Raw genomic sequence first — 22681 nt, 5'->3', positions numbered from 1 at the left:
CAATGATCGATATTCATCATCACCTGCTCTTTGGACTCGATGACGGCTCTCTTGATCTAGACACCTCGGTCGCGATGGCCGAGATGGCAGCCAACGACGGCATCACTCACATCGTCTGCACGCCCCACGCGAATCATAGATACAATTTTGATCCGGCAGAGAATGCTGACCGCCTCGCGCAGTTGCAGCAGCGCCTCGACGGCAGGATCACCTTTGGTCTCGGCTGCGACTTCCATCTCTCCTTCGACAACATCGAGGATGCATTCGAGAACAAGACGAAATACACCATCAACCAGAAGCAGTATCTGCTGGTCGAATTCGCCGATCTGATGATCCCGCAGGGCATCGCTGACACCTTCTATGAAATGAAAGTTGCCGGCATGCATCCGATCATCACCCACCCCGAGCGCAACCACACCATCCAGAGACATCCTAATCGAATGGTGGAATGGCTCCGCGAGGGTTGCCTTGTACAGGTCACGGCATCGTCGCTTACTGGCCGATTCGGTAAGACCGCGCAGGCTATGGCATTCAGTTATCTCGACAAGAACTGGGTACACTTCATCGCGACCGACGCACATAATCTCACCTCGCGGCCTCCCGTCATGAGCGAGGCTTACAAACTCGTCGAAAACATGTACGGCAAAGAAACGGCTGAACGGATTTGCGTCACAAATCCCCAGGCGGCCTTTTATAGCGCCGACTTCCCGCCACAACCAGAAATGCTCGGCCTGTACGAAGAAGAAGAAATGCGCCCGCGAAAAACTTTCTTAAGCCGACTCTTCTCGACCAAATAAACGCCATCCAGGTTTATGGACGCCTGTCCGGCTCCGGACAGGTCTGTCCATAAACGAACGTTGGACAGCTCCTTCCCTCAATTACGAAGGATTTCGTATTAACGGCTTAGACTCTTCCGGAACATGGCGACCCGTTTGCTCGTATGGCAACAAGAGACCTTCTATGCAAACCCTGAGACAAGACATTGCCTATGCCCTGCGTCAGATGCGACTTTCTCCTGTCTTTACTCTCACCGCCATGCTGACGTTAGCCCTCGGCATCGGCGCCACGACGGCCATCTTCTCTCTGATTCACACCGTCATGCTCAAGTCGTTGCCGGTTGTCGATCCATCGAGACTCTACCGCATTGGTGACGGGGGCGACTGCTGCGTCGAAGGAAGTCCGCAGGGCAACTGGGGCATGTTCTCCTATCCGTTCTATGAGCTGATGAAAAAGAACACGCCCGAGTTTGAGGAACTCGCCGCATTTCAGGCCGGTGGAAGCCAGATCAGCACGCGTCGCGGAGAAGCTGACCGCACCGCAAAGCCTCTGCGCGGCGAATACGTCAGCGGAAACTACTTCTCCACCTTTGGCGTAGGCGCCTTCGCCGGGCGCACCATTCAACCCGCAGACGATCAGGAAACTGCCGCGCCCGCCGCCATGCTGAGTTACCGCGCATGGCAGCAACAGTATGGATCAGACCCGAAGGTTATAGGCTCATCCTTCATTCTCGATGGCCACCCCTTCACCATCGTCGGCATCACTCCTCCCGGCTTCTTCGGAGATACCCTGCGCAGCGACCCGCCCGACCTCTGGATCCCGATCCTGCAACAACCCGTCCTCGCCGGACAAAAGTCCTTTCTGCATCATTTTCAGGCATGGCTGAGGGTCATCGGCAGGCTCAAGCCAGGAGCGACGCCTGATGCAGTACCCGCGCGCATGACAAGCCTCATCCGCCAATGGCTCATGACTGGAGCTGACTTTCCCGCCGACTGGATGTCCGGCATCAAAGCGGGCCTTCCCAAACAATTCGTCAAGGTTGTTCCTGCTGGCGGAGGCGTCGGCCTCATGAAAGAGGATTACGGCGATAACCTCCGTATCCTGCTCGCCGTCTGCGCTCTGGTGCTGCTCATCGCCTGCGCCAATATTGCGAATCTGCTCCTCGCCCGAGGAACCGCACGGCGCGCGCAAACCTCCGTCCGTCTCGCTCTCGGAGCATCGCGCAAGAGACTCATTCGCCAATCACTCACGGAAAGCCTCGTCCTGTCCGTCTTCGGTGGATTCGCTGGCCTGGTCATTGCCTATCTCGGAGTAAAACTTCTCGTCGCGCTCACCTTCCACAGCGCCAGGTTTGTCCCGATAGACGCAACCCCATCCCTGCCCGTGCTCGCCTTCGCTTTTCTTCTCTCCGTCTTCACCGGCGCGCTCTTTGGAACAGCTCCTGCCTGGTTAGCGACGCACGCTGATCCGGCTGAAGCTCTGCGGGGCGCCAACCGCAGCACACATGACCGTTCATCCCTCTCCCAGAAAGTTCTCGTGATCTTTCAGGCCACGCTCTCTGTGGTCTTGCTCGCCGGCGCAGGCCTGCTTACGCGCAGCATCGAGAAGATGCAGCATCAGGACTTCGGCTACGAGCTCGACCATCGTGCGCTCATAAGCCTGATCGGCCCATTCAATTCCTACCCGCAGCCAAAACTCGATGCCATGTATCGCGAGATGCAGGAGCGCCTCGCGCACATTCCCGGGGTCGAAAGCGCCGCGCTCGCGCTCTACGCGCCGCTGCAGGACAACTGGGGCGAAATCGTTATCCGTGAAGGCCACGGTATGCCCAACATGAACGAGGAAGTCGGCTCATCGTGGGACCACGTCAGCGTTGGCTACCTCGAAACCATGGGTCATCACATTCTGCGCGGTCGCTCCATCACCGAACAGGACACTGCCTCCACCCAGAATGTCGCAGTCGTCAACGAGGCCTTCGTCAAGCGCTTCTTCAAGCCCGGTGAAAATCCGCTCGGTCAGCGCTTCGGCCTCGATCTGCCGCAGTACGGCACTACCTTTCAAATTGTAGGCATCGTCAACGATGCAAGGTATATGTGGGACAACCTCTATGGGGCAGCCCCGACGCGACCCATCTTCTTCGCGCCGCTCGCCCAGCACGTGAAGTATGACAACGCCATGATGCAGAGCATCGATGACGGCTCCCACTACATCGAAGGCGCAGTGCTCAAGATTCACGGCAGCATGGAAGGCCTTGAGCCTCAGGTGCGCCGCGTCCTCAGCGAGGTCGACCCCAACATTACCCTGCTCAACCTCGAACCAATGGAAGACCACATCGACGCGAACTTCGATCAGCAGCGCGCGATGGCCCAGATGACTGGACTCTTCGGCATCCTCGCCCTCCTCCTCGCCGCTGTTGGCCTCTATGGTGTTACGGCATACGCAGTCGAGCGCCGCACCAGCGAAATCGGAGTACGCATGGCCCTCGGCGCCGATCGCACAAAGATTGTCAGGCTCGTCCTGCGCGGAGCCTTCCTGCAAATCATCATCGGACTGGCTATCGGCATTCCTATATCCATCCTTACGGGTCACCTGATTGCTCACCAACTCTATCAGGTCAAAATCTGGGATCCGCTGGTCCTCTCTGGCTCGATCATCGCCCTCGGAGTCTGCGCTCTCATCGCCAGCATTCTCCCGGCGCAACGAGCAGCATCCATTGATCCGGTAAAGGCCCTGCGCACTGAATAGAACGGAGACTTACGATGCAGACTCTGCGGCAAGACTTATCCTATGCGCTCCGTCAGATGCGCCTCACTCCCGTCTTCACGCTGACCGCGATGCTCACGCTCGCCCTCGGCATCGGAGCCACCACCGCCATCTTCTCGCTCATCCACACCGTCATGCTCAAGTCGTTGCCGGTCGTCGACCCGTCCCGCCTCTACCGCATCGGTGAAAACAACAGCAACTGTTGCGTACAGGGCGGCCCGCAGGATGATTGGGGCATGGTCTCCTATCCGCTCTATCTGCGCCTCAAGGATTCCGCGCCCGAGTTCGAGCAGATGACGGCGTTTCAGTCCATGTCTTCGCAATTCAGCGTACGGCGCGGCGAGAGCGATCACGAGGCAAAGCCTCTGCGCGGCGAATTCGTCACCGGAAATTACTTCTCCACCTTCGGCCTTGGCGCATTTGCCGGACGCGCCTTCACCGCCGCTGACGATCAACCAACCGCTGCTCCGGTAGCCGTCCTGAGCTATCGCGCATGGCAGCAGGAATACGGCTCCGATCCATCCGTCATCGGTTCCACCTTCATCGTAGAAGGCCATCCATTCACCATCATCGGCATCGCACCTCCCGGCTTCTTTGGCGAGACGCTGCGCAGCAACCCGCCCGAGATCTGGCTTCCGCTACAGCAGGAGCCAATGGTCAATGGCGGCAATTCCCTGCTGAAGCAATCCATCTCAGCTTGGCTCCGCGTCATTGGCCGCGCCAAACCGGGTGCAGACATGTCCGGCGTCTCCGCGCTACTCACTGGATTTGTCCGGAACTGGATGATGCACGATAGCGGCTACCCCGCTGAATTCATGCCGCAGGTTGAACAGTCCCTGCCAAAACAGTTCCTCAGAATCACTCCCGCCGGCATCGGTGTGGGCGAGATGCGGCAGAGCTATGGTGATAGCCTGCGCATTCTCATCACCGTCTGCAGCCTCGTGTTACTCATCGCCTGTGCGAATGTTGCGAACCTGCTCCTGGCCCGCGGCACCGCCCGCCGCGCACAGACGTCAGTCCGTCTTGCGCTCGGTGCATCGCGCCGGCGGCTCATTCGCCAATCGCTGACCGAGAGCATCCTTCTCTCCGTGCTCGGAGGAATCGCCGGAATCCTGGTAGCCTACGGCGGCGTAAAGGTCATCGTGGCGCTTGCCTTCCGTAGCTCGCATGCTGTGCCCATCGCGGCAACGCCATCGCTGCCCGTGCTCGCCTTTGCTTTCGGCCTGTCCCTGCTTACGGGAATTCTCTTCGGCACAGCACCCGCATGGCTCACCTCGCGTGCCGATCCCGCCGAAGCGCTCCGCGGCGCAAACCGTAGCACCCAGGATCATTCTTCATTTCCGCAAAAGATTCTCGTCATCGTGCAAGCCGCGCTCTCCATTGTTCTGCTCGCCGGAGCCGGCCTGCTCACTCGGAGCCTCGGCAAACTCGAACATCAGAATCTGGGATTCGAAACCGACCGCCGCCTCAGCATCCTGATGAATTCACCCTTGGCAAGCTATTCCGAACCACAGCTTGACGCGCTCTATCGCGAGCTACAGGACCGCCTCTCCCATCTGCCCGGCGTAAAAAGTGCCGGCCTCGCGCTCTACACGCCGTTCATCGATAACTGGGGCGAACTCATCGTTCTCGAAGGACACGGCGCGCCGCAAATGGATGAAAATGCCAACTCGTCGATTGACCGCGTGAGTCCAGGCTTCCTCGAAACCATGGGGCAGCCCATCCTGCGTGGGCGTAGCATTTCCGAGCAGGACACGCGCACTGCGCGTAACGTTGCCGTTGTGAATGAAACCTTTGTCCGGCGATTCCTTAAGGATCAGGATCCCATCGGCAAACACTTCGGACTCGACCTGGCAGAAAACAGCACAAGCTACGAGATTGTAGGCGTCGTGCGGGATGCAAAATACACAGACAGTCGCAGTCCTGCACATTCCATGGTTTTCCTGCCGCTGGCGCAATACGTGAACTACAAGAACCCATTGATGCTGATGTTCGACCACCGCACGCACTACATCACGGGCGCCGTCCTGCACCTGCGCGGCAGTGAATTTGGCATGGAACCCTTAATTCGCAAGGCCTTCAGCGAAGTCGACCCGAATCTGACCATCCTGAACATTCAAAGCATGCAGGAACAGGTCGAAGCCAACTTTGATCAGGAGCGGGTCGTTGCGCAGATGACCGGACTCTTCGGAATCCTTGCGCTCGTGCTTGCCGCCATCGGCCTCTACGGCGTCACCGCCTACACCGTCGAACGCCGCACCAGCGAGATAGGCGTACGCATGGCCCTCGGCGCAAATCGCAAGGACGTAGTGAGGCTCGTCCTGCGCGGAGCTTTCCTGCAAATCGTCATCGGCCTGGCCATCGGCATCCCCATCTCCATCGCTTGCGGACGCCTTATCGCCGCTCAACTCTATCAGGTCAAAAGTTGGGACCCGCTCGTACTCACAGGATCAGTCATCGCTTTAGGAATCTGCGCCCTCATCGCCAGCATCCTGCCAGCCCAACGAGCGGCATCCATCGACCCGGTAAAAGCGTTACGCATGGAGTGAGTACCGCCTCAGAGATGTCATCCTAAGCGGAGAGAGCGGGCCGATCCCTACCGCGACGTCATCCTGAGCGCAGCGCCGCGAAGTCGAAGGACCCGCCCGAACAATGTTCGTGCGAAGCCTTGCGGCAAGCGAGGCCGCTTTTTCTCGACATCAGCACGAAAACGGGTGCCCCATCCTGACGCAGTCAGGGTGGGAAAGCAAAATCTTAATAAGCCGAGGTAAATCGAGAAACGAAAGCTACAACCCCAACCCGCCATCCACACTCAAAATCTGACCGGTAATAAAATGCGGCCCCGTTGCAAAGAACATCACCGCCGCCGCCACATCTTCCGGTGTGCCATTCCGTTTCATCGGCGTCTTCTTGGCAAAGTGCTCGTAATCCTCTGCAACCTCGCCATTCACAATCATCCCGGGCGCAACGCAGTTCACGCTGATCTCCGGCGCGAATGCCTTCGACATCGTCTGCGTCAGCATGTGCAGTGCAGCCTTCGATGTACAGTAGTGTCCATGCGTAGGCCAAGGATGCAGCCCGCCTAGCGAACCGATGTTGATAATGCGCCCGCGCGCCGCCTTCAAGTGCGGGTGCGCAGCTTTCGCCATCAGAAACGGGCCGCGCGTGTTCGTCTCGAACATCGCATCCCACTGCGCAATGCTGATCTGTTCCAGAACCGCCGTCTCGAAAACACCTGCATTGTTCACCAGTAGATCCAACTGACCAAAATGCTTCGCAACCGCGGCAACCGCGCCTTCAACACAGGCTGGATCGCGCACATCGCAACGAACCGCGTGCGCATCTCTGCCGAAAGCCTTCAATTCTTTAACCGTATTTTCCGCCTCGGTCTCAGAATCGCGATACGTAATCGCGACATTTGCTCCTGAGCCCGCCAGCGTCAATGCAAGGATGCGCCCGATGCGCTTGGCCGCGCCTGTGACAAGTGCTACTCGGCCCTGTAAACTATCCATAGATTTGATTTTACCTGTCAGTGTGCACCCGCAAGAACGAGGCGCGCGCGACAAATTCCGATGGCCCCTGCAACCTATCCGGTGCAGATGTCATCTCATTGGTTACCTTGAGGCTGCATATGGCTCCCCCATTGTCGCGTATCGCCCCGATTGTTCTGGCTGGCAGCCTTATGATCATCGGGTCGTTGCTGGAAAGCTGCGCGCATTCCACACATACCTCATCTCTCAAGGGCGGGGCTCCTGTTCTTCTCGATGAAGACAATCCGCGCGCACATGGCGGCACCAATCCCAATGCACCATACTTGATGGCAGCCGGCAGTCCCCAGCTTGTCAAGCGTTCCGAAACGACAACAACCGCATCTGGTCCATGCGAAAGCAAAGACCTCGCGGTCACGGAAATCGCCGCGGCGGTGAACGGCAATTACCGCGCCGTTAAGCTTGCTTTTGATAACGAAGGCATCACGCCATGCCATATCGGCGGCTACCCCACCATTTCACTGCTCGATAAAACAGGAACTCCGGTGGCAAACCTCGTCGTCGATCGCGTCTCTGAATCATCGATCAGCGCGCGACTCTCGCAAGGCCCCATGCAAACGTCAGCCGCAAAACCCGACGCCCAGGTCACGATTGCTCCCAAAGGCGAAGCATGGTTTCAGATCGGCTGGTCTACCGGACAGGACTGCCCGGTCGTTTCGCGTATCAGCGTAACCGCACCCGGCGCAACCGAAAGCTTTTCCGTAAATCACCCGCTCACCGTATGCGAGGGCCGCGTGCAGATTACGACACTGCGCTCCGACCAGGGCGAGTAGCCCCATCACCGAATCATAATCTGAACTAGCCGACGTCTTAGTGAGGCTGAGCAGGCTGATCTGACGGTTTTGCCGTCTCATCCTGGCCGCCAAGCTGCGAGCCATCGTGCTTCTCGTAGATGGAGTACTGCTTCCCGGGCCGCAGCAGCTTTACGTCAATGTCTTTCGAAGAAGCATCAAGCTGGTAATCTGCTCCATAGGTCTGATACCCATTGGCAATAATCTGCAGGCGAACGGTATCCCCGACCGGAATCACGTCCAGAACCGCCTTGCCCTCTTCGTTGGTCTTCAGTTCCATGTTGCCTTCATCCTTGCCATTCTTGATCGGATGAAAGATGACGCCGGCATTCTCCACCGGTTTCCCGGTGGTGGCCTTGGTGACGGTCACCGTTACCTTGCACGTCGGCGGCGGAGCCACGTATTTGCGCCCGCGCTTTACATCCTGCGCTGACAGCAGAAGCGGAAACAAACAGAGCGACAGAACAGCGGTCTTGCGGAACAGCAACCCTCGGGACAATACGAAATCCATGTCTAGATTGTAAGCATTTTCACCGCCCCCGGGAAACCTACAGACTAAGAACGTTTGTCGGTCGTACTCAGGCATGCCGATAACCGCTAACCGATCTGTCTCCGATGCGTAGAATGACATGGGAGACCAGCATTCCTTGTCATCATTCCTCATAAGCATCCTTGGAGATCGTAGAAAACTCGTTCACCTGCACTGGTTAGTTTTTAAGTTATTTTGGATCATCTTTTCGACGGCCGCAATTGCACAGGCTGATAACTCGAAGTTATGCACGCGAATCCGCTTGACCGGAAGCGTTACTGTACGCGGATACGTATTTAGGACCTACGAGGCGACCAACCCCGACGATGATCCTGCCTGTTTGCGGATTTACCGCAACGGCAACGTTGTTTATCGCATGGCCGATGCTGCCGAGCAGTACTATCTTGGTCAACCCGGCAACACTCAGTTCAAAATACCCCGAATTTCAAATGGCGAAGATCTGACCGGAGATGGGCGGCCTGACATGATTGTGACCTCATGGTCTGGGGGAGCACATTGCTGCTTCAATCACTACATATTTGAACTGGAGCCGAAGCTTCGTCTTCTCGCTACCATTAAGGATGGGGATAGCGACCTTGCCCATTTTGAAAAGTTGAATTCAGATCATGGCTACTATTACATAACGAATGATATCTGGTCCTACTGGCCAGCCTCATTTGCGTCATCCGTTAGCCACAAGGTAATTCTCAGGTGGGATGGAGAGAGGTTCCGGCTGGACCTGGATAAAATGCGCTACCCAACCCCGACTCCTCAGCAATGGAAAGCAGCACTAAAAGACGTTGATGACGCGCTGAAGGAGGATGGCGAAAGGCGTGGAGCGCTGGGAGTAACGTTATGGGATACGGTCCTCGACTTCATCTATACGGGGCACTCTGAGTTGGCTTGGAAGTTCGTGCGCGAAGCTAACCCGGACGCACTAACAGGAGATAATGCGTCGCTCGAAGAGTTCTGCGTAATGCTTAAAGACAGTCAGTATTGGCCAGCTTTGGAACCAACACTGAAGAATATGCCGGAAGAATGCGCGAAGGCCAAGAGCAAGGCCGACGGCAAGGAATGAGTCAACTCAGCCACAGCGTCGTTTTACTGAGGAACCCTAAGCGTCGCTGGGGGAGAGGAATCAACCAAATTCCCCTCTCCCGTTCAACGCTCAGCCTACTTCACTTCCTTCCCCAACGTGAAACGCAGCCCCGTACGGTAGTTAAATGGCAGCGAAGGATATCCAATCGGCCCGATATGCTGATTGCTGGTCCCATTCTCCAATTGTGTGTAGATCGCGATCCACTTTTTCAACTGATACACCGCGCCCACACCCAGCTTCGCAAATCCAAAATCCAGATTCCGGTTCGGCAGCAGCAGCGAGTTCCCAAAGTTTGCATCGCTGAAGCCGAGAAACGTCGAGTCATCGCTGCGGCTGGAAAATGCCGCATTCCCCACCACAGTCCACTGCTTCCCTGTATAGGTCACTGTAATAAATCCGGTATGCGGAGGACGCCGGAAAGGCCGCGCCCCGCGCAACGGCGAAAACACACCAATCGGAACATTCGGGAACGACGACTCCGTGTTGTACGTCGGATTCAGCGCGTCCGATGAAAACGAATTCTGCACCACGGAATCCAGATACGTGTATCCGCCCCGCAGAAAAATATCCCGCCCAATCCCGAACTGCGCCTCGCTCTCAATTCCCTGCGCGCGAAAATCCAGCGAGTTCAGCGTCGGCGAAACAAACGACGTATTCAGCAGCGTAATCAACTGCTGCACCTGCTCCGGAGGAAGGTTCGGCAGCAACTGAGTCAGCGCCGCAGGAGGCACCGACTCAATCTGGTTGTTGAACTGATTGTGGAAATACGTCACGCGCATCAGCAGGCGCTCGCTGAAAAAGCTCTGCTCTACCCCGCCGTCATAGCTGCGCGAATGCTCCGCCCCAATCGGCTGGATACCATATTGCTGCGCCGCCTGCTGTCCGCCATACGAGTAAAGGAATTGATACAGCGAGTCGAACTGATCCGTAATCGTCGGCTCCTTTACGCCCTCCGCAAAGTTGAAGTTCAGCTTCGTGCCGTGAAAATGCCCAGCTCCCGGACGCACCGCATAGTACGAGAGCCCCACGCGTGGCGTGCCCTCCGTGCCATACAGCCCGTTCTTCTCAATGCCACCACCGAGCGAATAAAACAGCCTGCTTCTGAAGTCGCCGCCAACCTGCAGCATGTAGTCATAGTTCGCGCGCACCAGCGTGTCATTCACAAAACCTGGATAGCGATCCGCCCCGCGCTCATTCTCATAGCGGAACCCCGCAATCCCCAGCAAATGCGGCGTGACCTGATAATCCATCTGCGCGTAGATGTTGTCGCGGTTCGACACCAGTTCCGAAGTCACCGGATACGTCCCGGCGTAATTCAGAATCGCCTGCCCGCTCACCGCGTATCCATTCGCGCCTGTAATCGTTACCGGATTGCCAAGATAAATCCCCTCATCCGGCTCATAGATCCCCGTCGGCGACCACTGTGTCGACTCCTCCCGCTTGCGCGCTAATCCATAACGCGCCAGCGCATGCCAGCGATCCGAAAAGTCATGATCGATCGTCCCCGCGAGAAAAATATCCTGGTCCGATTGCTTCGCATCATTCGCAATCTGGTAGAACTGGTACGCATTCGGTAGCCCGGTCGCAATATCCGCATTGCGCGCGCTCACGCGCAGCGTCGTCGCACCCGACAAGGCGTACCCGAGATTCATACTCTCGTTGATATTGTGATACTCACTGTCTGGAATCGAATTCTGCGTCTGCAGGTCACCAAAGGCGCCGTAATAGTCGAACGCCCGATGCGTCCCGCCCAGCTGCACTTCATTCCGATACGTCCCGAAATTCCCCGCATCGCCCTCATACAGGAGCGAAGGAAACGGAGTCGAGCCACGCGGCGTGCTGAAGCCGATCACGCCCGCAGCAGCGTCCGATCCATACAGCACCGAGTTCGGCCCGCGATACGCCTCGGCACTCTGCACACCGGTCGACGCAATCGTGGAAAGATCGAACCGCCCGCCGATGTCTTCAATCGGCACGCTGTCAAACAGAATCTTGTTCGAATCCGAATTCCCGCCGCGCACAAAGATGCTCGTCAGCCCGCCGCGCTGCCCTGTCTGCACCACATTCACGCCGGCCACTTGCCGCATCGCATCCACGAGGTCCGCGCGATTGATAAAGTCTGTCTTGTTCAGCGTCGTGATCGACGCGCTCAATTGTGCCTGCGGCAGCGGAGTGCCCGTCGCCGTCACCACAATCGATTGCCGCACCCACTCCGGCTCGAGCACAATGTTTTGTTCCACCGCTTCAAGCGAGCCTCCATAAAAGCTCTCCGTCGTCAGTTGGCGAAACGACTGCCCACCTGCCAGCACATAAAAGCGTCCGGTCACCGGGTTCGAAAGCTGATAGCTTCCATCACTGTTCGTTTTCCCGGCGATAATAACTTTGCCATTCTGAATCAGCGATATGTTTGCATTGGCAATCGGCTGCCCTAGCGGATCGGTAACGCGCCCGGTGACAACCACAGCGCGTAACGGTAAAGCAGCCAGCAACAGGGAGACAGAAAACAGGGCGAGACGGCCAGCAGGCCGCAGCTTTTTCAGCATATTTCTCCTTCGTTCCCCTCGGAACGCGGTTCGAACGGCAACTTGGCCGCAATGGCCAATCCCGTTTCTCTTCCCGCATGAAACCGGTCTCCTGACTCGCGCGCTGTCTGTCAAAACCGCCTTCCCGGATCTTCCCAGTGGCATTCAGGTCTGACATTTCCCTGCGCATCTCCATCTGACAGACGCAGGGTCGCGCTCACAGTTGCGGGGCAGTGACGGATTCTCACCGTCTTCCCGAGCATCTCATGCGTTAATCGTTGTCGTGGACCATGCAGAAGCGCGCGAGATGATCCCGAACCTTCATTACATGGAGAATGATTTGATTATTCCGGCAAGCGAACATGCTGTCAAAATTGCTTTTCGATGAAAGATGAAACGTCTTTACAGGGGAGCCACTACCTGCGATTGAAGTCAAAATACACTGCAGAATACGACTTGTGCTGCTTACCACTGTTTAACAAGTGTCGTAGGCTGTCTGATTACCATGCATTGTTTAGTAGAATTCGCAGAAGTAGAAATCGGAACCTGAGTGCCATCAGGAAGATCACGATAATTCATAGGTGATGTGTCCAATACGATGCCTGCTGGCCTATCATACGGCCAGGGAATAGCCAATCCAGCGCCAACATGACGATAGCCGTTTAGCTCTGCACGGGTAACCGACGGAGGTGGACCTGCTGCATATTTTCCCCCCACATCAAATTCCCATCTCACTTCATGCAAAAATACCTGATCTTCAAAAGTGTGGCCTGGCGTTTGTCCATCCCCTACGTACACTCTAGCTAAAAGACAGGTCTTAAATGAATCGTGAAAATCAAGGGCGACCAGGTTCTCGTTTGGCGAGACAAAAGGACAAACCAGCGGAAAGCTGCAATGAGGTTCGTCAGTCACCTCGATCCGGAAATCCTTGGAGGGATTTATTTCATCACTCTTGACGGTCACGAGATTAATCGCTTCGCCCTTGAACCAAGGCTTCCCTTCGCCATCTTTGACCGGATATTGAGGGTGCCGCTCTACGTAAATATGTTTGTCGTAGTAACCCACGCGACGGCAGTCGATTAGCGTCTGCACGAATCCCAGCCTCAATATGCGACTCCTCGGAACGGCCCCGGGATCGCTTTTGATTTTCCCTGAAGCGCTTATCGTGATTTGACCTCTTGGCTCTATGTATGCCGAGTCAACCACTTGCGGAAGACCCAAGATCATCATTCCGATACGACTTACGTCAAACCCGCCTGGGGAGGAAACATCGACGTCATAATCAATATCGAATCCAGGGACGCTAGCGTGGTGCATTCTTGCTCACCAGCTCCACACGTTTCAGCGCATTTTCTACAAGGAGCAGGCCATCATAACATCGGGCTAAAGGAGGTAACAACAATTCCCCAACGACCACTTTGTCGGCGCCTATCTAGCAACCGAACGAAATAGACTGCCCGACAAAAGCAACCGGCTCATTCATCCAGCGTCTCCCGCAGGCATTCCGTCCTGGTATGAAACTCTTTTGCCAGATCGCGCAGCATCTTTGGCGTGGGCTCGCGGTTGCAACAGACGAAGTCGGATGCGTCTTCATAGACCCACCGGTGTCTGTCAGCAATTTCCCAGATGTTGGTGCCGCACTCTACACAACGGATCGAAACTTCTCTTACAAGGCTTTCAAGCGACATTTCTTTCAACACAACAACGAATGGAAAAAAGCCAGCGAACCCGTTTCCTTAGTCCGCTGGCGATATCTCGTTAAGTTCTCTTACTGCTGATGGAAATGTAGCTGGATGGGGCCCTATTGACCATCCCTCTTTAGTTCGGACGATCGCCACTTGTTGTAATCGGAATTGGTTACCCTCGGATGGATGGACAACGCAAATTCACCTCATCAACATCCCATGAATGGCGTCTGATTTCTGGCGCTAGGCGTGTGGGGGGACACGCCTCAAAACAGAACACAAAAGGTGTAGGACACTGGGGTGGTTGCTCTTCAGCCGCCCCGACTTTTGTTCTCGCGCCACATTAAGGGTTGGGTTGATTCTAATCCCTCAGACCAGCTTCTCAACAGAAAAGAGCAATCGATGCGGGGCCCCTGCCGGAAACCCATAACAAGCCTGCATTCCTGATATCTGGTATGAGGTGCGACAGATCAACCTCTGGTCCGCCGCCGCCGCTTGTAGTATCTGCGCTTGCACTGCTGGCCACTCCATGGAAAAATTCCAAGCATCCTACGAGTAAACAAAGTGATACCTGGGTGACGGATCCTCAGCGGTCCCACCAATGTTCATCACCTTGCCCGTGGCCGCCAACCTGCTCAGACTTTCAGCAACTGCGTCCCGATTCATCTTCAGATGCCGCGCCAACTCGTCCGCTCGCACGGCAAAAAAACCTCTTCTCGATACGGCTCGCCCTTCTGTGCTCCAGACATTGCGGTTTTCGAGGGCGGCTAGAACTGTGGCATCGATTGCTGTGGTCATGGTTTTGTGGATGAGACGCTATGAACGAACTACTTCATCGCAAACCACTTCATCGTAGGAGTAGATGCTTAAGCCGGTCTTAATGGCAGTGTGGCCTCAATGCTGATCCAGACTTTACAACGCCAGGTGCGGACGCTATGAGCCGACATTGAGCCTGCGGCGCCGAATCTCGTCGTCAACGATGGGCACTCTCCAGTGCTCGCATTCAACATCACGCAGCCCAAGGTAGTCCGCTTCGCGGAATGCCAGGAGCTCTTCGTCGGGTGCGGTCGTTACCTTTTCTCTCCAGACGAAGGAGTCATGCATGCTGAACTTTGTATCAACCATTGTGTTGCTGCGGAAGACTATCTTTCGGCTGACGATTCGGATGCGGAACAAGCGCCATACGAGGCCAGCTATAGCGATTCACATGTGAAATTTCCTCAGTCTATTTTCGCCTTTTATTCGCTATACTGGGTGAGCCATGTTTCAAGAACCACCCGCCCGCATCCACCCCTACGTCATCACCTGTAAACAGTGCAAAGAGAACATCGCGGCGCCCGTACAGACAATGCCCGACTCGTGGATCATCCACACGTGTCCTCTGTGCGGTGAACGTCGCCGCTACCTGCCAGCGGAGATATTCAAGGGCAGACTGTCGTTTGATTTCGACGCATGGGCACGCAAGGTGGGACGCCTTTGATTGCCACCTGCTTCCATGCGACGGGCCTTGATGAACTTCATGCATCGCTTGACTCTGCATTGTCAAACGAAGATGCTCTAGACCCGGGATGAACCGATTAAGCCTGAGTAAGCCCGCCATTCATCCTCCATGCATTTCACATAGACGGGAGGATCGTCTACTGAGCGGGGCGATCTCTGCTGTCTTGCCATGAAGCCTCCCGTGCTCGTCGGCTTTGCATCTAACCGCATACATGCAGGCGATCAGGCTTCGTTGTGTTTCTTCTGGAAATTTGCGTTAAGAAATGGCGAGATGAGTCTCGACGTCTCAGTGCATTTTCTTTATTGATGGAACTTAAGTGTGCTGATTTTTTGCTGGATATAGCCAGTCACACATTCGACATCGAACGTCGCGAAAGTCTCTGGAAAGACGCCATAAAATCTTACAACACCGTGGTTCTAGTTTTGGCAGCGGAATCGCTCTCAGTGAAAGAACGCGCCAATATCAACCGACGTCTCGATAGCCTCGGAACGCGCCTGCAACGCCTCGGAGTCGTGATCGAGCGAAACGATCACGGTGGACTCAAGGCTGGGTAAGAATCGCAGAGCACATTTCCTTGGCGACAACTTCCCGCTAACGCTGGGTCACGGGCAGACGGCCACGGACCACGGTAACGTGAGGACGGAAGCTTTGCTTCGATCTGGCAACCGCCAGCGACACCAGCGAATAAAGCAGATGGTTTGAAGTGCCACCTCTACCGCCAGTCAATTTTATGCTTTGGAATTTTACTTGTAAGTGATTGATTTTATGGTGACTCTGGGAAGATTCGAACTTCCGACCTGCGGTTTAGGAAACCGTCTTGGGTCACCTGCACAGAGTAGCAGAGACCTGCACGGCGCCAATATATGACTTATTTTAAGTCTCTTATCTCAAACTCATGCTCGCATTGTGATGCACGAAATTGCCGGAAAGTACAATTCAAACTGACACCAGAACTGACACCAGAATTTCTCAGCGTTGCTTTCGGATTTTAAGTCTAAAAATCCCCATTTTGCAGGAGGTTGCAGCCGAGCGCAAAGTCTCGCGTAAGGCAATGTTTACGCCCGTGAACATCAAACGGCAATCTATTATAGAAACAAAGATTAACGGATTCCGCTTCGGAAGCGCTCTACAGTACCCATTTGGGGATGACGTGTCAATCTCCATCCGCTGCGCAGCAGCGCACTCAACATTCAGAATCCCATTAGGAATCCCGAATCACCACCAGCGCGACTTTCCGGAACGCTTCTAATTCTTGAATGGGCATCGAACTATCGGACGGTACTCCAATGCTTTTCATTGCTAAGACCCATGGCCCCTGAGCGAGGTCCACCGGAGATATAGGCAATTTCGGCCCGCTGGAAAGCTGCCACTAATCAGCCCCCACCGCAGCGACTTGGAAGCACCGATAAAGTGCGAGAATTTCACAGGATTTGCAGATTTTCTGAATAACAACGCGAGAGCTACGGCGATATAGTAACCTATGTAGCTTAGACTATAGTTCAATCGATTCCAGACTTCAGCTGCTGCCGAATTACGATTCTCGTCGTTTTGCCCCATTGGTGTCTTCTTTCTACGATCTGCCCTCAAAAATCAATCTACCCCCGAGGCCGATTCATGCCAGCAGTACGTTCTTTCGCAATTATCCTTCTCCTTGCCTTGTCCACCGGGATTTCATCTCTGGCCGTGACACTTTCTGCGCCACAGTTCAGTGTGCCTGGCGGAACGTATCAAGCCTACAAATCTGTCACCATCACAGATGCCACGCCTGGCGCGACGATCTACTACACCGTCAGCGGCGTAACGCCGACCATCTATTCGACGCAATACACTGGACCGATCTCTGTCAACCGGAACATGACACTCAAGGCGATCGCGGCCGTTCCGGGTGGACCGGTCAGCGCCGTTGCGACCGCTACTTATTCCTTCGTCCCGCCAGTGGCGCCCGTTTTCAGTACACCTGGAGGAACTTATCAGGCCTACAAGTCGATCGCGATCAGTGACGCAACGGCCGGTGCCGCAATCTATTACACCGTCAGTGGCGTAACGCCGACCGTCTATTCGACGCAATACACCGGATCGATCACCGTCAACCGGAACATGACGCTCAAGGCGATCGCGGCTGTTCCGGGCGGTCCGGCTGGCCCCGTTACATCCGCAACGTATGCCTTCGTTTCGGCTGTAGCTCCCACTTTTAGCGAGGCCGCCGGCGTATACCAGGGCCCGCAGTCGATCGCAATCAGCAATGCGACATCTGGGGCTACGACCTACTACACTGTCACCGGCGTAACCCCCACGACTTCGTCAACCCGATACACGGGTCCGATCACCGTGACTAGCAATATGACGCTCAAGGCTGTCGCCGCAGTGCCAGGCGGCCCCGCCGGACCCGTATCAACCGTCTCCTATACGATCGTTCCCCACTCGACGCCGGTCCGGACGCCCAACTCCTCGGCGGCCTTTTTCGCCATGAACATCGACTATCTGACCGCTGGAACTCCATGGCCCGAATTGCCGATCCACACCATCAGGCTGTGGGACACCGGAACAAAATGGGGCAATCTCAATCCCAGCGCAACCACGTACACATGGAAGAATCTGGACGCTCAGGTGAGCATGGCTCGCGCAAACGGCTCCCAATTGCTCTATACCTTTGGCGGAGTTCCGCCCTGGGCGCTACCAAAAAATGTGCCAATCCAATCGATCACAAGGTCGGGCGGATTCGTGACCGTGACGACATCGTCGGCTCACGGGATGTACTACAACCCGACACAGCCGGCTTCTTCTCAGAGTCAGGTCACCCTTGCCGGAGTTTCCAACTCCAGCTTTAACGGCACGTTTTATCTGACTGGAACTCCCACCGCCAACACCTTCACCTACGCGCAATCGGGCGCCGACAGCTCTTCATCCGCGGGCACCATCAGTGCTGTGTGCGGCGGCGCCTACGCTCCGTCCATGTGCGCCGAGGCGCCCGCCAGTTTGAGTCTTTGGGATGAGTTTGTGACCCAGTTGATTTCGCATCTCGGGGCGGGAGCGATTCAATATTGGGAATTCTGGAACGAGGCGAATGACCCCTTCTATTGGCAAGGCGATCCCAAAACTCTCGTTGCCATGGCTAGTGATGCGAAATCAATCATTCGGGCCGTTGATCCTGCCGCGGTCTTTCTTAGTCCCTCGACCACCGGAAACTACGAAACTCAGGCCGAGTGCGCAGGCAGCGTTCAATACTGTGGAACCACTTGGCTCGACAACTGGCTGGGGTTGGGGGGCAACAGCATCATCAACATCGTGTCCTTTCACGGCTATCCTACTATCGGCGGGGCCCCGGAGCCCATCCAGGGTAGCGTCTACCAGCTCCAGGCCGTGGCAGCAAAACACGAAAATGGCTCCCTTCCCATCTGGGATACCGAGTCGAGTTGGCGAAACAATACGAATCTTCCCGAAGAATCCGACCAGGCTGGCTGGCTCGCACGGCAGCTCCTTCTCGAGCAATCGATCGGCGTGCAACGGACCTTCTGGTATGCGTACGACAATCCAGCGTGGGGAACACTCTGGACCAGCACCGGCGGTCTGAACACGGCGGGCGAAGGCTATCAACGGGTGTCCCAATGGATCACCGGCGTCACCGTAAGTCAGCCGTGCGCCGAGATTCCAGCGAGCCCCACGACATTTGTCTGCAGCTTTACGCGCGCCGATGGATATGTCGCTCAGGCCGTCTGGAACACAGCGGGAACAGCGAACTACACCGTTCCAAGCCAATACGTCCAATATCACGATCTCACCGGAGCTGTGCACGGTGTCATTGGAGGATCCGTGGAAATTTCCAAGGATCCCATTTTGCTCGAGAACGAAAGCGTCTTCTAAAGGACCACGAGCAAAGCTCACGCAGAAACACCGCAAACGGTTTCCTTCGTTCTTCTCGGCTGATGGAAGGATGTGGGGAACCGGAATGCGCAAGCTTTCCGGTGCGATCAAGGAAGGATGGTTAAGCGGGATTGAAGTATTTGGAAGGGAGATTACAGTACGAATACAGCAGTTGCGTTCGAGAAACAGCAGGATGCGGGTGCGTCGCAAACATTTGTCGCCCGTTCAGGTTTTCTTTCTGAGGACGCCCATGATTTCCCCGAATCACCGAAGCGATGCCGTGGACGGCTGACGCGTCAAACAACTGCTGCAGCGAGAGGTCGACACCGAACGCCGTGCGCACGCGCGTCAGGAGCTGCATCCCAAAGAGCGAATGCCCTCCTGATAGGACAGGTTGTCATGCTCACTGATGGACCGTCTGCCCAGAAGATCCTGGACGATCCGCGACAGTCTGATCTCGACTTCATTAGTGACCGATTGCGTCCGCACGACGGACTGGCCGGCACTCGATGGGCCGGGAAGCCGAGAGAGATCGACCTTGCCGTTGGCCGAAACTGGCAAAGTCTCGAGTTGCACAAAAATCGAGGGAACCATGTAATCGGTAGCGCGCCCCATAAATACGCCTTGAGGTCGTGTTCCCCGGGAACTGCTGATTTATCGGCCAGCAGAAAATGTGCGACCAGATGTGTCGAACCCTCCGGCGAGGTGCGCGTACCGGCCACCGCAAACGCGACCGATGGATGGCGGGCCAATATGTTGCTACGGAACCCTATTGCGTTGCCTGCTTCAACGCGTTTGATTGCGGAAGCCGGATATCTGGCAATATGCCGGCTTCAACTGTCGCGCCTGCCTCAGACCTTGAACTGACTGGTCAGCATAGGGCCGATAGACTACCTCACTGCAAACTTGAAACTCGGCTCAGTCAATCGCCAGTTCCACGCCCGGTTGTGGCCGCCCTTGCCTGGACGTGCTGAGCACAGCTCTCAGATGCCCGACAAGCCGGCGCGCGGTATATCCGGCCCCATAGGCGAAGCGCATCATTGGACCAAAAGAATTCGCCGAGGCAAGGCCGACCATATAAAGTCCAGAGACCGAAGTCTCAAAATGCCGGGAAAGGACCGGCGTGTCTTCGGCTGTATTGAGGCTCCGGCGCAGCGTTTCGGATAAGAAGGACAACTTCGTCATTGAAACTCGATATCCGGTAGCGGAAATCAAATGGTCCACCGCGATATCTATATTTTTCGAACTGCTCTTCTGCAATGTGAGACGCAGCATGCCTGAGTCTGCGCGTGCACCCCGGACCGATGTCTCGAGATACATGGGGATCTTCCCCTCGACCCGATCCCGAACAAACCAGCCTGGCGCTGGGCCAAGGTGATTTTGAACCACGCGCAGCCGAAATTCCTCGGACATGGAGTGAAAGAGCAGTGGCACGTCAGTGCATAAGCGCGAACGCCACCCGATGCCCAGTCCGGAGCGGGGGTGTCGTACCCTTTGCCACAATGGGCGCGGTTCCTTGAGAAACGTGTGGAATGCAATCTTTGCACTGCGAGCAATTAGCTCGACACGAGCGCCGTCCTCATGAAGCAGAGCGGCGAGCTCGAGCGCTGATGCTCCCGCTCCCAGCACGGCAACTCTGCGTCGTTTGAATCCGCTCAGATCTTGGTGCTCCGAGCTGTGCGTTACCAGTTCACGGGGCAATTCGGCCAGTTCAGGAGGCACGTACGCGAAGGAAGTGATGCCGGTGGCTACTACAACTCGTCGGGCGTTCACAATTTGTCCGTCCGCTGTGGCCAGTTCAAAGCCGCCGTCGATAGAACGAACGCTGGTGATGTGGGTCTCTTCGAGTTTGGGCACAAACCGGTTGCGGAATTCGAGACCATACGCCACGAATGTCTCCAACGGAACCGGAGAACCAATGTCCGCATACGGACGCCGGGTCTCTTGACAGTAGTGCCGGAGAGTAAAGGTCGATCCAGGATCGTACAAGCTGGAGGCAAATCCTTCGGACTTGAGAAGCATGCCCTGCGGCATGTGATCCCTCCAGATCTTCATTGGTGTCCCGAAGATTCTGAATGACAGGCTGGTTTGAGCGAGATGCGCGGCGATCGACAGGCCATAGGGACCAGCTCCGATGACCACAACGTCAACAAACATGTCTCTGCCCTTTCCTGAAAGTAGATCGAACCAAAGAACTACACATTCCGTGCGACGTATGACCCTTCAGGCGATTGCACGGTACGTTTGTGAAGTTTGCGCTTTTGCCTATTTATAAAGTTTGCATTCTGCTTATTTGTTGGTTATCGTTTGGTAGGTTTTGCAAGAGCGAGCGGTTGGACGATCAGTATCAGCCTGATGTTCTCTTGAACGCAAGCCTTTGGTGGCCTACGTCGCCCCGCTTGGCCATCGCGTTTCTCAAAGCAGGATGCAGAGTTTCAGCCATCTGTCCCAGCGGCCATCCCCTTCGCTTTGTCTCCGGAGTTCATGCTATCCATCCCTATCGGAGATTCGACTCCATCGGATCCCTTCGGACTGCTCTTCAGGCTGCAAAACCGGACCTCATCGTTCCCTGCGATGACGGTTCTGTCTGGCAACTTCATGCACTGCACCAGGCTGAACCGGAGTTTCGCCCTCTGATCGAGCGTTCCCTCGGCGCGCCGGAGGCTTATCCGATCCTGGAAAGCCGCAGCCTGACCCTCCAGGTCGCTTCGGAACTTGGAATCCGTATACCGGCTACTCGGGCGATCGATTCGATTGAAGGACTTCACGCTCTAGATCTCGAATGGCCGGCGATGCTCAAGATTGACGGCACGTGGGGTGGCGACGGCGTGGTTCCCGTTGCCAGCCCTCAGCAGGCGACAGAGGTATTTCCTTCGCTGAGCGGCGCGCGACGTTCAGCCATCGCATGGAAGCAATTCCTGGCGAATCGTCATCCTCTAGCCCGTTGGCTCTGGAGCCGCCGGCACGGCACTCTCGCCACGCTGCAAAAAGTCGTAGTTGGCCGCGAGGTGACAACAATGTTCGCGTGTTGGGACGGCGAGGTTCTGGCCAGCGTAACCGTAGAGGTCCTGGCCTCGCAGCGGCCCGGCGGCGTAGCCACCATTCTCCGCCTCGTGCGCAATGATGAAATCGATCGCGCATCATGTCTCATGGCCCGGAGGCTTAGGCTCAGCGGCTTTCATGGCCTCGATTTCATCATCGAGGAAGACACGAATGCGCCCTGCTTGATCGAAATGAACCCGCGCGCTACGCAACTTGGTCATTTGAACGTGAGTCCCGAGGGCAACCTCGCTGAAGTTCTCGCTGCAAGTCTCACTAACCGTCCAACTACCGGCTCGCCGGTATCCTCGCTGAAAGAAAACGACGTCATCGCCCTTTTTCCTCATGCCTGGAAGACCGATCCGGGCAGCCAGTTCCTTGTGACTGGCTACCATGATGTCCCGTGGGACCAGCCCGAGCTGGTGCGGGAGCTGCTCAGAAAGCCGTGGCCGGATCGTCGCCTGCTCAATCGCATCCTCGCTGTCTTCAAAATTGTGGCACCGCGCGACACGAAACAAACTGGCCCTGCCGACGAAGAGGACCACGCGCAGATGACAGGTTAAACC

18 protein-coding genes and 1 riboswitch are annotated in these 22681 nt (G+C 56.0%); of the genes, 9 read left to right on the top strand and 9 right to left on the bottom strand.

What is annotated here, in order from left to right:
- The first annotated feature begins 2 nt into the window (after nucleotides 1–2).
- The 3 genes from H7849_RS03665 to H7849_RS03655 all read left to right on the top strand — a co-directional run bounded on the left by H7849_RS03665 (nucleotide 3) and on the right by H7849_RS03655 (nucleotide 6089).
- Nucleotides 3–797: a tyrosine-protein phosphatase gene (locus tag H7849_RS03665; protein WP_186744223.1), complete on the top strand. Its 795-nt coding sequence runs from the start codon at nucleotides 3–5 to the stop codon at nucleotides 795–797.
- A gap of 163 nt (nucleotides 798–960) precedes the next feature.
- Complete coding sequence (locus H7849_RS03660) at nucleotides 961–3522, top strand: ABC transporter permease (RefSeq protein WP_186744221.1); 2562 nt, start codon at nucleotides 961–963, stop codon at nucleotides 3520–3522.
- 14 nt (nucleotides 3523–3536) lie between these two features.
- Nucleotides 3537–6089, top strand: coding sequence for an ABC transporter permease (locus H7849_RS03655; RefSeq protein ID WP_186744219.1), 2553 nt, complete (start codon nucleotides 3537–3539; stop codon nucleotides 6087–6089).
- Nucleotides 6090–6326: 237 nt separating this feature from the next.
- Here the strand turns inward: H7849_RS03655 and H7849_RS03650 are convergent, their stop codons facing one another.
- Entirely contained in the window at nucleotides 6327–7052 is a 726-nt protein-coding gene (locus tag H7849_RS03650; RefSeq protein WP_186744217.1) for an SDR family NAD(P)-dependent oxidoreductase, read from the bottom strand.
- Nucleotides 7053–7171: 119 nt separating this feature from the next.
- Here H7849_RS03650 and H7849_RS03645 point away from each other — a divergent pair, with 119 nt between their 5' ends.
- The gene (locus tag H7849_RS03645; protein ID WP_186744215.1) at nucleotides 7172–7861 is read left to right on the top strand and encodes a DUF4232 domain-containing protein; all 690 of its coding nucleotides are present in this window, start codon (nucleotides 7172–7174) and stop codon (nucleotides 7859–7861) included.
- A gap of 37 nt (nucleotides 7862–7898) precedes the next feature.
- Here H7849_RS03645 and H7849_RS03640 read toward each other — a convergent pair whose 3' ends face one another.
- Nucleotides 7899–8510: a carboxypeptidase-like regulatory domain-containing protein gene (locus H7849_RS03640; protein ID WP_186744213.1), complete on the bottom strand. Its 612-nt coding sequence runs from the start codon at nucleotides 8508–8510 to the stop codon at nucleotides 7899–7901.
- A 16-nt stretch (nucleotides 8511–8526) separates the two neighbouring features.
- Here H7849_RS03640 and H7849_RS03635 point away from each other — a divergent pair, with 16 nt between their 5' ends.
- Nucleotides 8527–9486 (top strand): hypothetical protein, encoded by a 960-nt coding sequence (locus tag H7849_RS03635; protein ID WP_186744211.1) that lies wholly within the window; start codon nucleotides 8527–8529, stop codon nucleotides 9484–9486.
- 95 nt (nucleotides 9487–9581) lie between these two features.
- On the opposite strand, the gene H7849_RS03630 is transcribed toward H7849_RS03635, so the two are convergent.
- From H7849_RS03630 to H7849_RS03615, 4 genes are all read right to left on the bottom strand, one after another.
- Complete coding sequence (locus H7849_RS03630) at nucleotides 9582–12050, bottom strand: TonB-dependent receptor (RefSeq protein WP_186744209.1); 2469 nt, start codon at nucleotides 12048–12050, stop codon at nucleotides 9582–9584.
- 64 nt (nucleotides 12051–12114) lie between these two features.
- Nucleotides 12115–12311: riboswitch (cobalamin riboswitch) on the bottom strand.
- A gap of 183 nt (nucleotides 12312–12494) precedes the next feature.
- Nucleotides 12495–13136, bottom strand: coding sequence for a hypothetical protein (locus H7849_RS03625; protein ID WP_186744207.1), 642 nt, complete (start codon nucleotides 13134–13136; stop codon nucleotides 12495–12497).
- A 1127-nt stretch (nucleotides 13137–14263) separates the two neighbouring features.
- Nucleotides 14264–14512, bottom strand: a complete 249-nt coding sequence (locus H7849_RS03620; RefSeq protein ID WP_186744205.1) for a hypothetical protein — start codon at nucleotides 14510–14512, stop codon at nucleotides 14264–14266.
- A gap of 135 nt (nucleotides 14513–14647) precedes the next feature.
- The gene (locus tag H7849_RS03615) at nucleotides 14648–14839 is read right to left on the bottom strand and encodes a hypothetical protein (protein ID WP_186744203.1); all 192 of its coding nucleotides are present in this window, start codon (nucleotides 14837–14839) and stop codon (nucleotides 14648–14650) included.
- A 136-nt stretch (nucleotides 14840–14975) separates the two neighbouring features.
- On the opposite strand from H7849_RS03615, the gene H7849_RS03610 reads away from it, so the two are divergent.
- The 3 genes from H7849_RS03610 (at nucleotide 14976) to H7849_RS03600 (ending at nucleotide 19076) form a co-directional block, all read left to right on the top strand.
- Nucleotides 14976–15194: a hypothetical protein gene (locus H7849_RS03610; protein ID WP_186744202.1), complete on the top strand. Its 219-nt coding sequence runs from the start codon at nucleotides 14976–14978 to the stop codon at nucleotides 15192–15194.
- Between the two features lie 326 nt (nucleotides 15195–15520).
- Nucleotides 15521–15769 carry a hypothetical protein gene (locus H7849_RS03605; protein WP_186744201.1) on the top strand — a complete coding sequence of 83 codons (249 nt, stop codon included), beginning with the start codon at nucleotides 15521–15523 and terminating at the stop codon, nucleotides 15767–15769.
- A gap of 1060 nt (nucleotides 15770–16829) precedes the next feature.
- Nucleotides 16830–19076, top strand: coding sequence for a chitobiase/beta-hexosaminidase C-terminal domain-containing protein (locus tag H7849_RS03600; RefSeq protein WP_186744200.1), 2247 nt, complete (start codon nucleotides 16830–16832; stop codon nucleotides 19074–19076).
- 121 nt (nucleotides 19077–19197) lie between these two features.
- Here H7849_RS03600 and H7849_RS27295 read toward each other — a convergent pair whose 3' ends face one another.
- The 3 genes from H7849_RS27295 to H7849_RS03590 form a co-directional block, all read right to left on the bottom strand.
- Nucleotides 19198–19437: a hypothetical protein gene (locus H7849_RS27295; RefSeq protein WP_432756521.1), complete on the bottom strand. Its 240-nt coding sequence runs from the start codon at nucleotides 19435–19437 to the stop codon at nucleotides 19198–19200.
- A complete protein-coding gene (locus H7849_RS03595; RefSeq protein WP_186744199.1) occupies nucleotides 19425–19691 on the bottom strand; it encodes a hypothetical protein in 267 nt (88 codons plus the stop codon). The genes H7849_RS27295 and H7849_RS03595 overlap by 13 nt, the downstream gene beginning before the upstream one ends.
- 303 nt (nucleotides 19692–19994) lie before the next feature.
- Nucleotides 19995–21233 carry an FAD-dependent oxidoreductase gene (locus H7849_RS03590; RefSeq protein ID WP_186744198.1) on the bottom strand — a complete coding sequence of 413 codons (1239 nt, stop codon included), beginning with the start codon at nucleotides 21231–21233 and terminating at the stop codon, nucleotides 19995–19997.
- A gap of 206 nt (nucleotides 21234–21439) precedes the next feature.
- On the opposite strand from H7849_RS03590, the gene H7849_RS03585 reads away from it, so the two are divergent.
- On the top strand, nucleotides 21440–22678 hold the full coding sequence (locus tag H7849_RS03585; protein ID WP_186744197.1) for an ATP-grasp domain-containing protein: 1239 nt from the start codon (nucleotides 21440–21442) through the stop codon (nucleotides 22676–22678).
- The last annotated feature ends 3 nt before the right edge of the window (nucleotides 22679–22681 follow it).

This window comes from Alloacidobacterium dinghuense, from assembly GCF_014274465.1.
GTDB lineage: Bacteria > Acidobacteriota > Terriglobia > Terriglobales > Acidobacteriaceae > Alloacidobacterium > Alloacidobacterium dinghuense.
Note: the sequence above shows the minus strand (reverse complement) of the source record. Positions and strands in the feature narration are given on the sequence as shown.

Coding starts and splice junctions, on each gene's coding strand:
- H7849_RS03600 (WP_186744200.1), top strand. CDS start 16,830: ATGCCAGCAGTACGTTCTTTCGCAATTATCCTTCTCCTTGCCTTGTCC.
- H7849_RS03655 (WP_186744219.1), top strand. CDS start 3,537: ATGCAGACTCTGCGGCAAGACTTATCCTATGCGCTCCGTCAGATGCGC.
- H7849_RS03665 (WP_186744223.1), top strand. CDS start 3: ATGATCGATATTCATCATCACCTGCTCTTTGGACTCGATGACGGCTCT.
- H7849_RS03605 (WP_186744201.1), top strand. CDS start 15,521: ATGGAACTTAAGTGTGCTGATTTTTTGCTGGATATAGCCAGTCACACA.
- H7849_RS03630 (WP_186744209.1), bottom strand. CDS start 12,050: ATGCTGAAAAAGCTGCGGCCTGCTGGCCGTCTCGCCCTGTTTTCTGTC.
- H7849_RS03640 (WP_186744213.1), bottom strand. CDS start 8,510: ATGTCATTCTACGCATCGGAGACAGATCGGTTAGCGGTTATCGGCATG.
- H7849_RS03615 (WP_186744203.1), bottom strand. CDS start 14,839: ATGGTTGATACAAAGTTCAGCATGCATGACTCCTTCGTCTGGAGAGAA.
- H7849_RS03650 (WP_186744217.1), bottom strand. CDS start 7,052: ATGGATAGTTTACAGGGCCGAGTAGCACTTGTCACAGGCGCGGCCAAG.
- H7849_RS03595 (WP_186744199.1), bottom strand. CDS start 19,691: ATGGGGCGCGCTACCGATTACATGGTTCCCTCGATTTTTGTGCAACTC.
- H7849_RS03590 (WP_186744198.1), bottom strand. CDS start 21,233: ATGTTTGTTGACGTTGTGGTCATCGGAGCTGGTCCCTATGGCCTGTCG.
- H7849_RS03620 (WP_186744205.1), bottom strand. CDS start 14,512: ATGACCACAGCAATCGATGCCACAGTTCTAGCCGCCCTCGAAAACCGC.
- H7849_RS27295 (WP_432756521.1), bottom strand. CDS start 19,437: ATGCAGCTCCTGACGCGCGTGCGCACGGCGTTCGGTGTCGACCTCTCG.
- H7849_RS03610 (WP_186744202.1), top strand. CDS start 14,976: ATGTTTCAAGAACCACCCGCCCGCATCCACCCCTACGTCATCACCTGT.
- H7849_RS03645 (WP_186744215.1), top strand. CDS start 7,172: ATGGCTCCCCCATTGTCGCGTATCGCCCCGATTGTTCTGGCTGGCAGC.
- H7849_RS03660 (WP_186744221.1), top strand. CDS start 961: ATGCAAACCCTGAGACAAGACATTGCCTATGCCCTGCGTCAGATGCGA.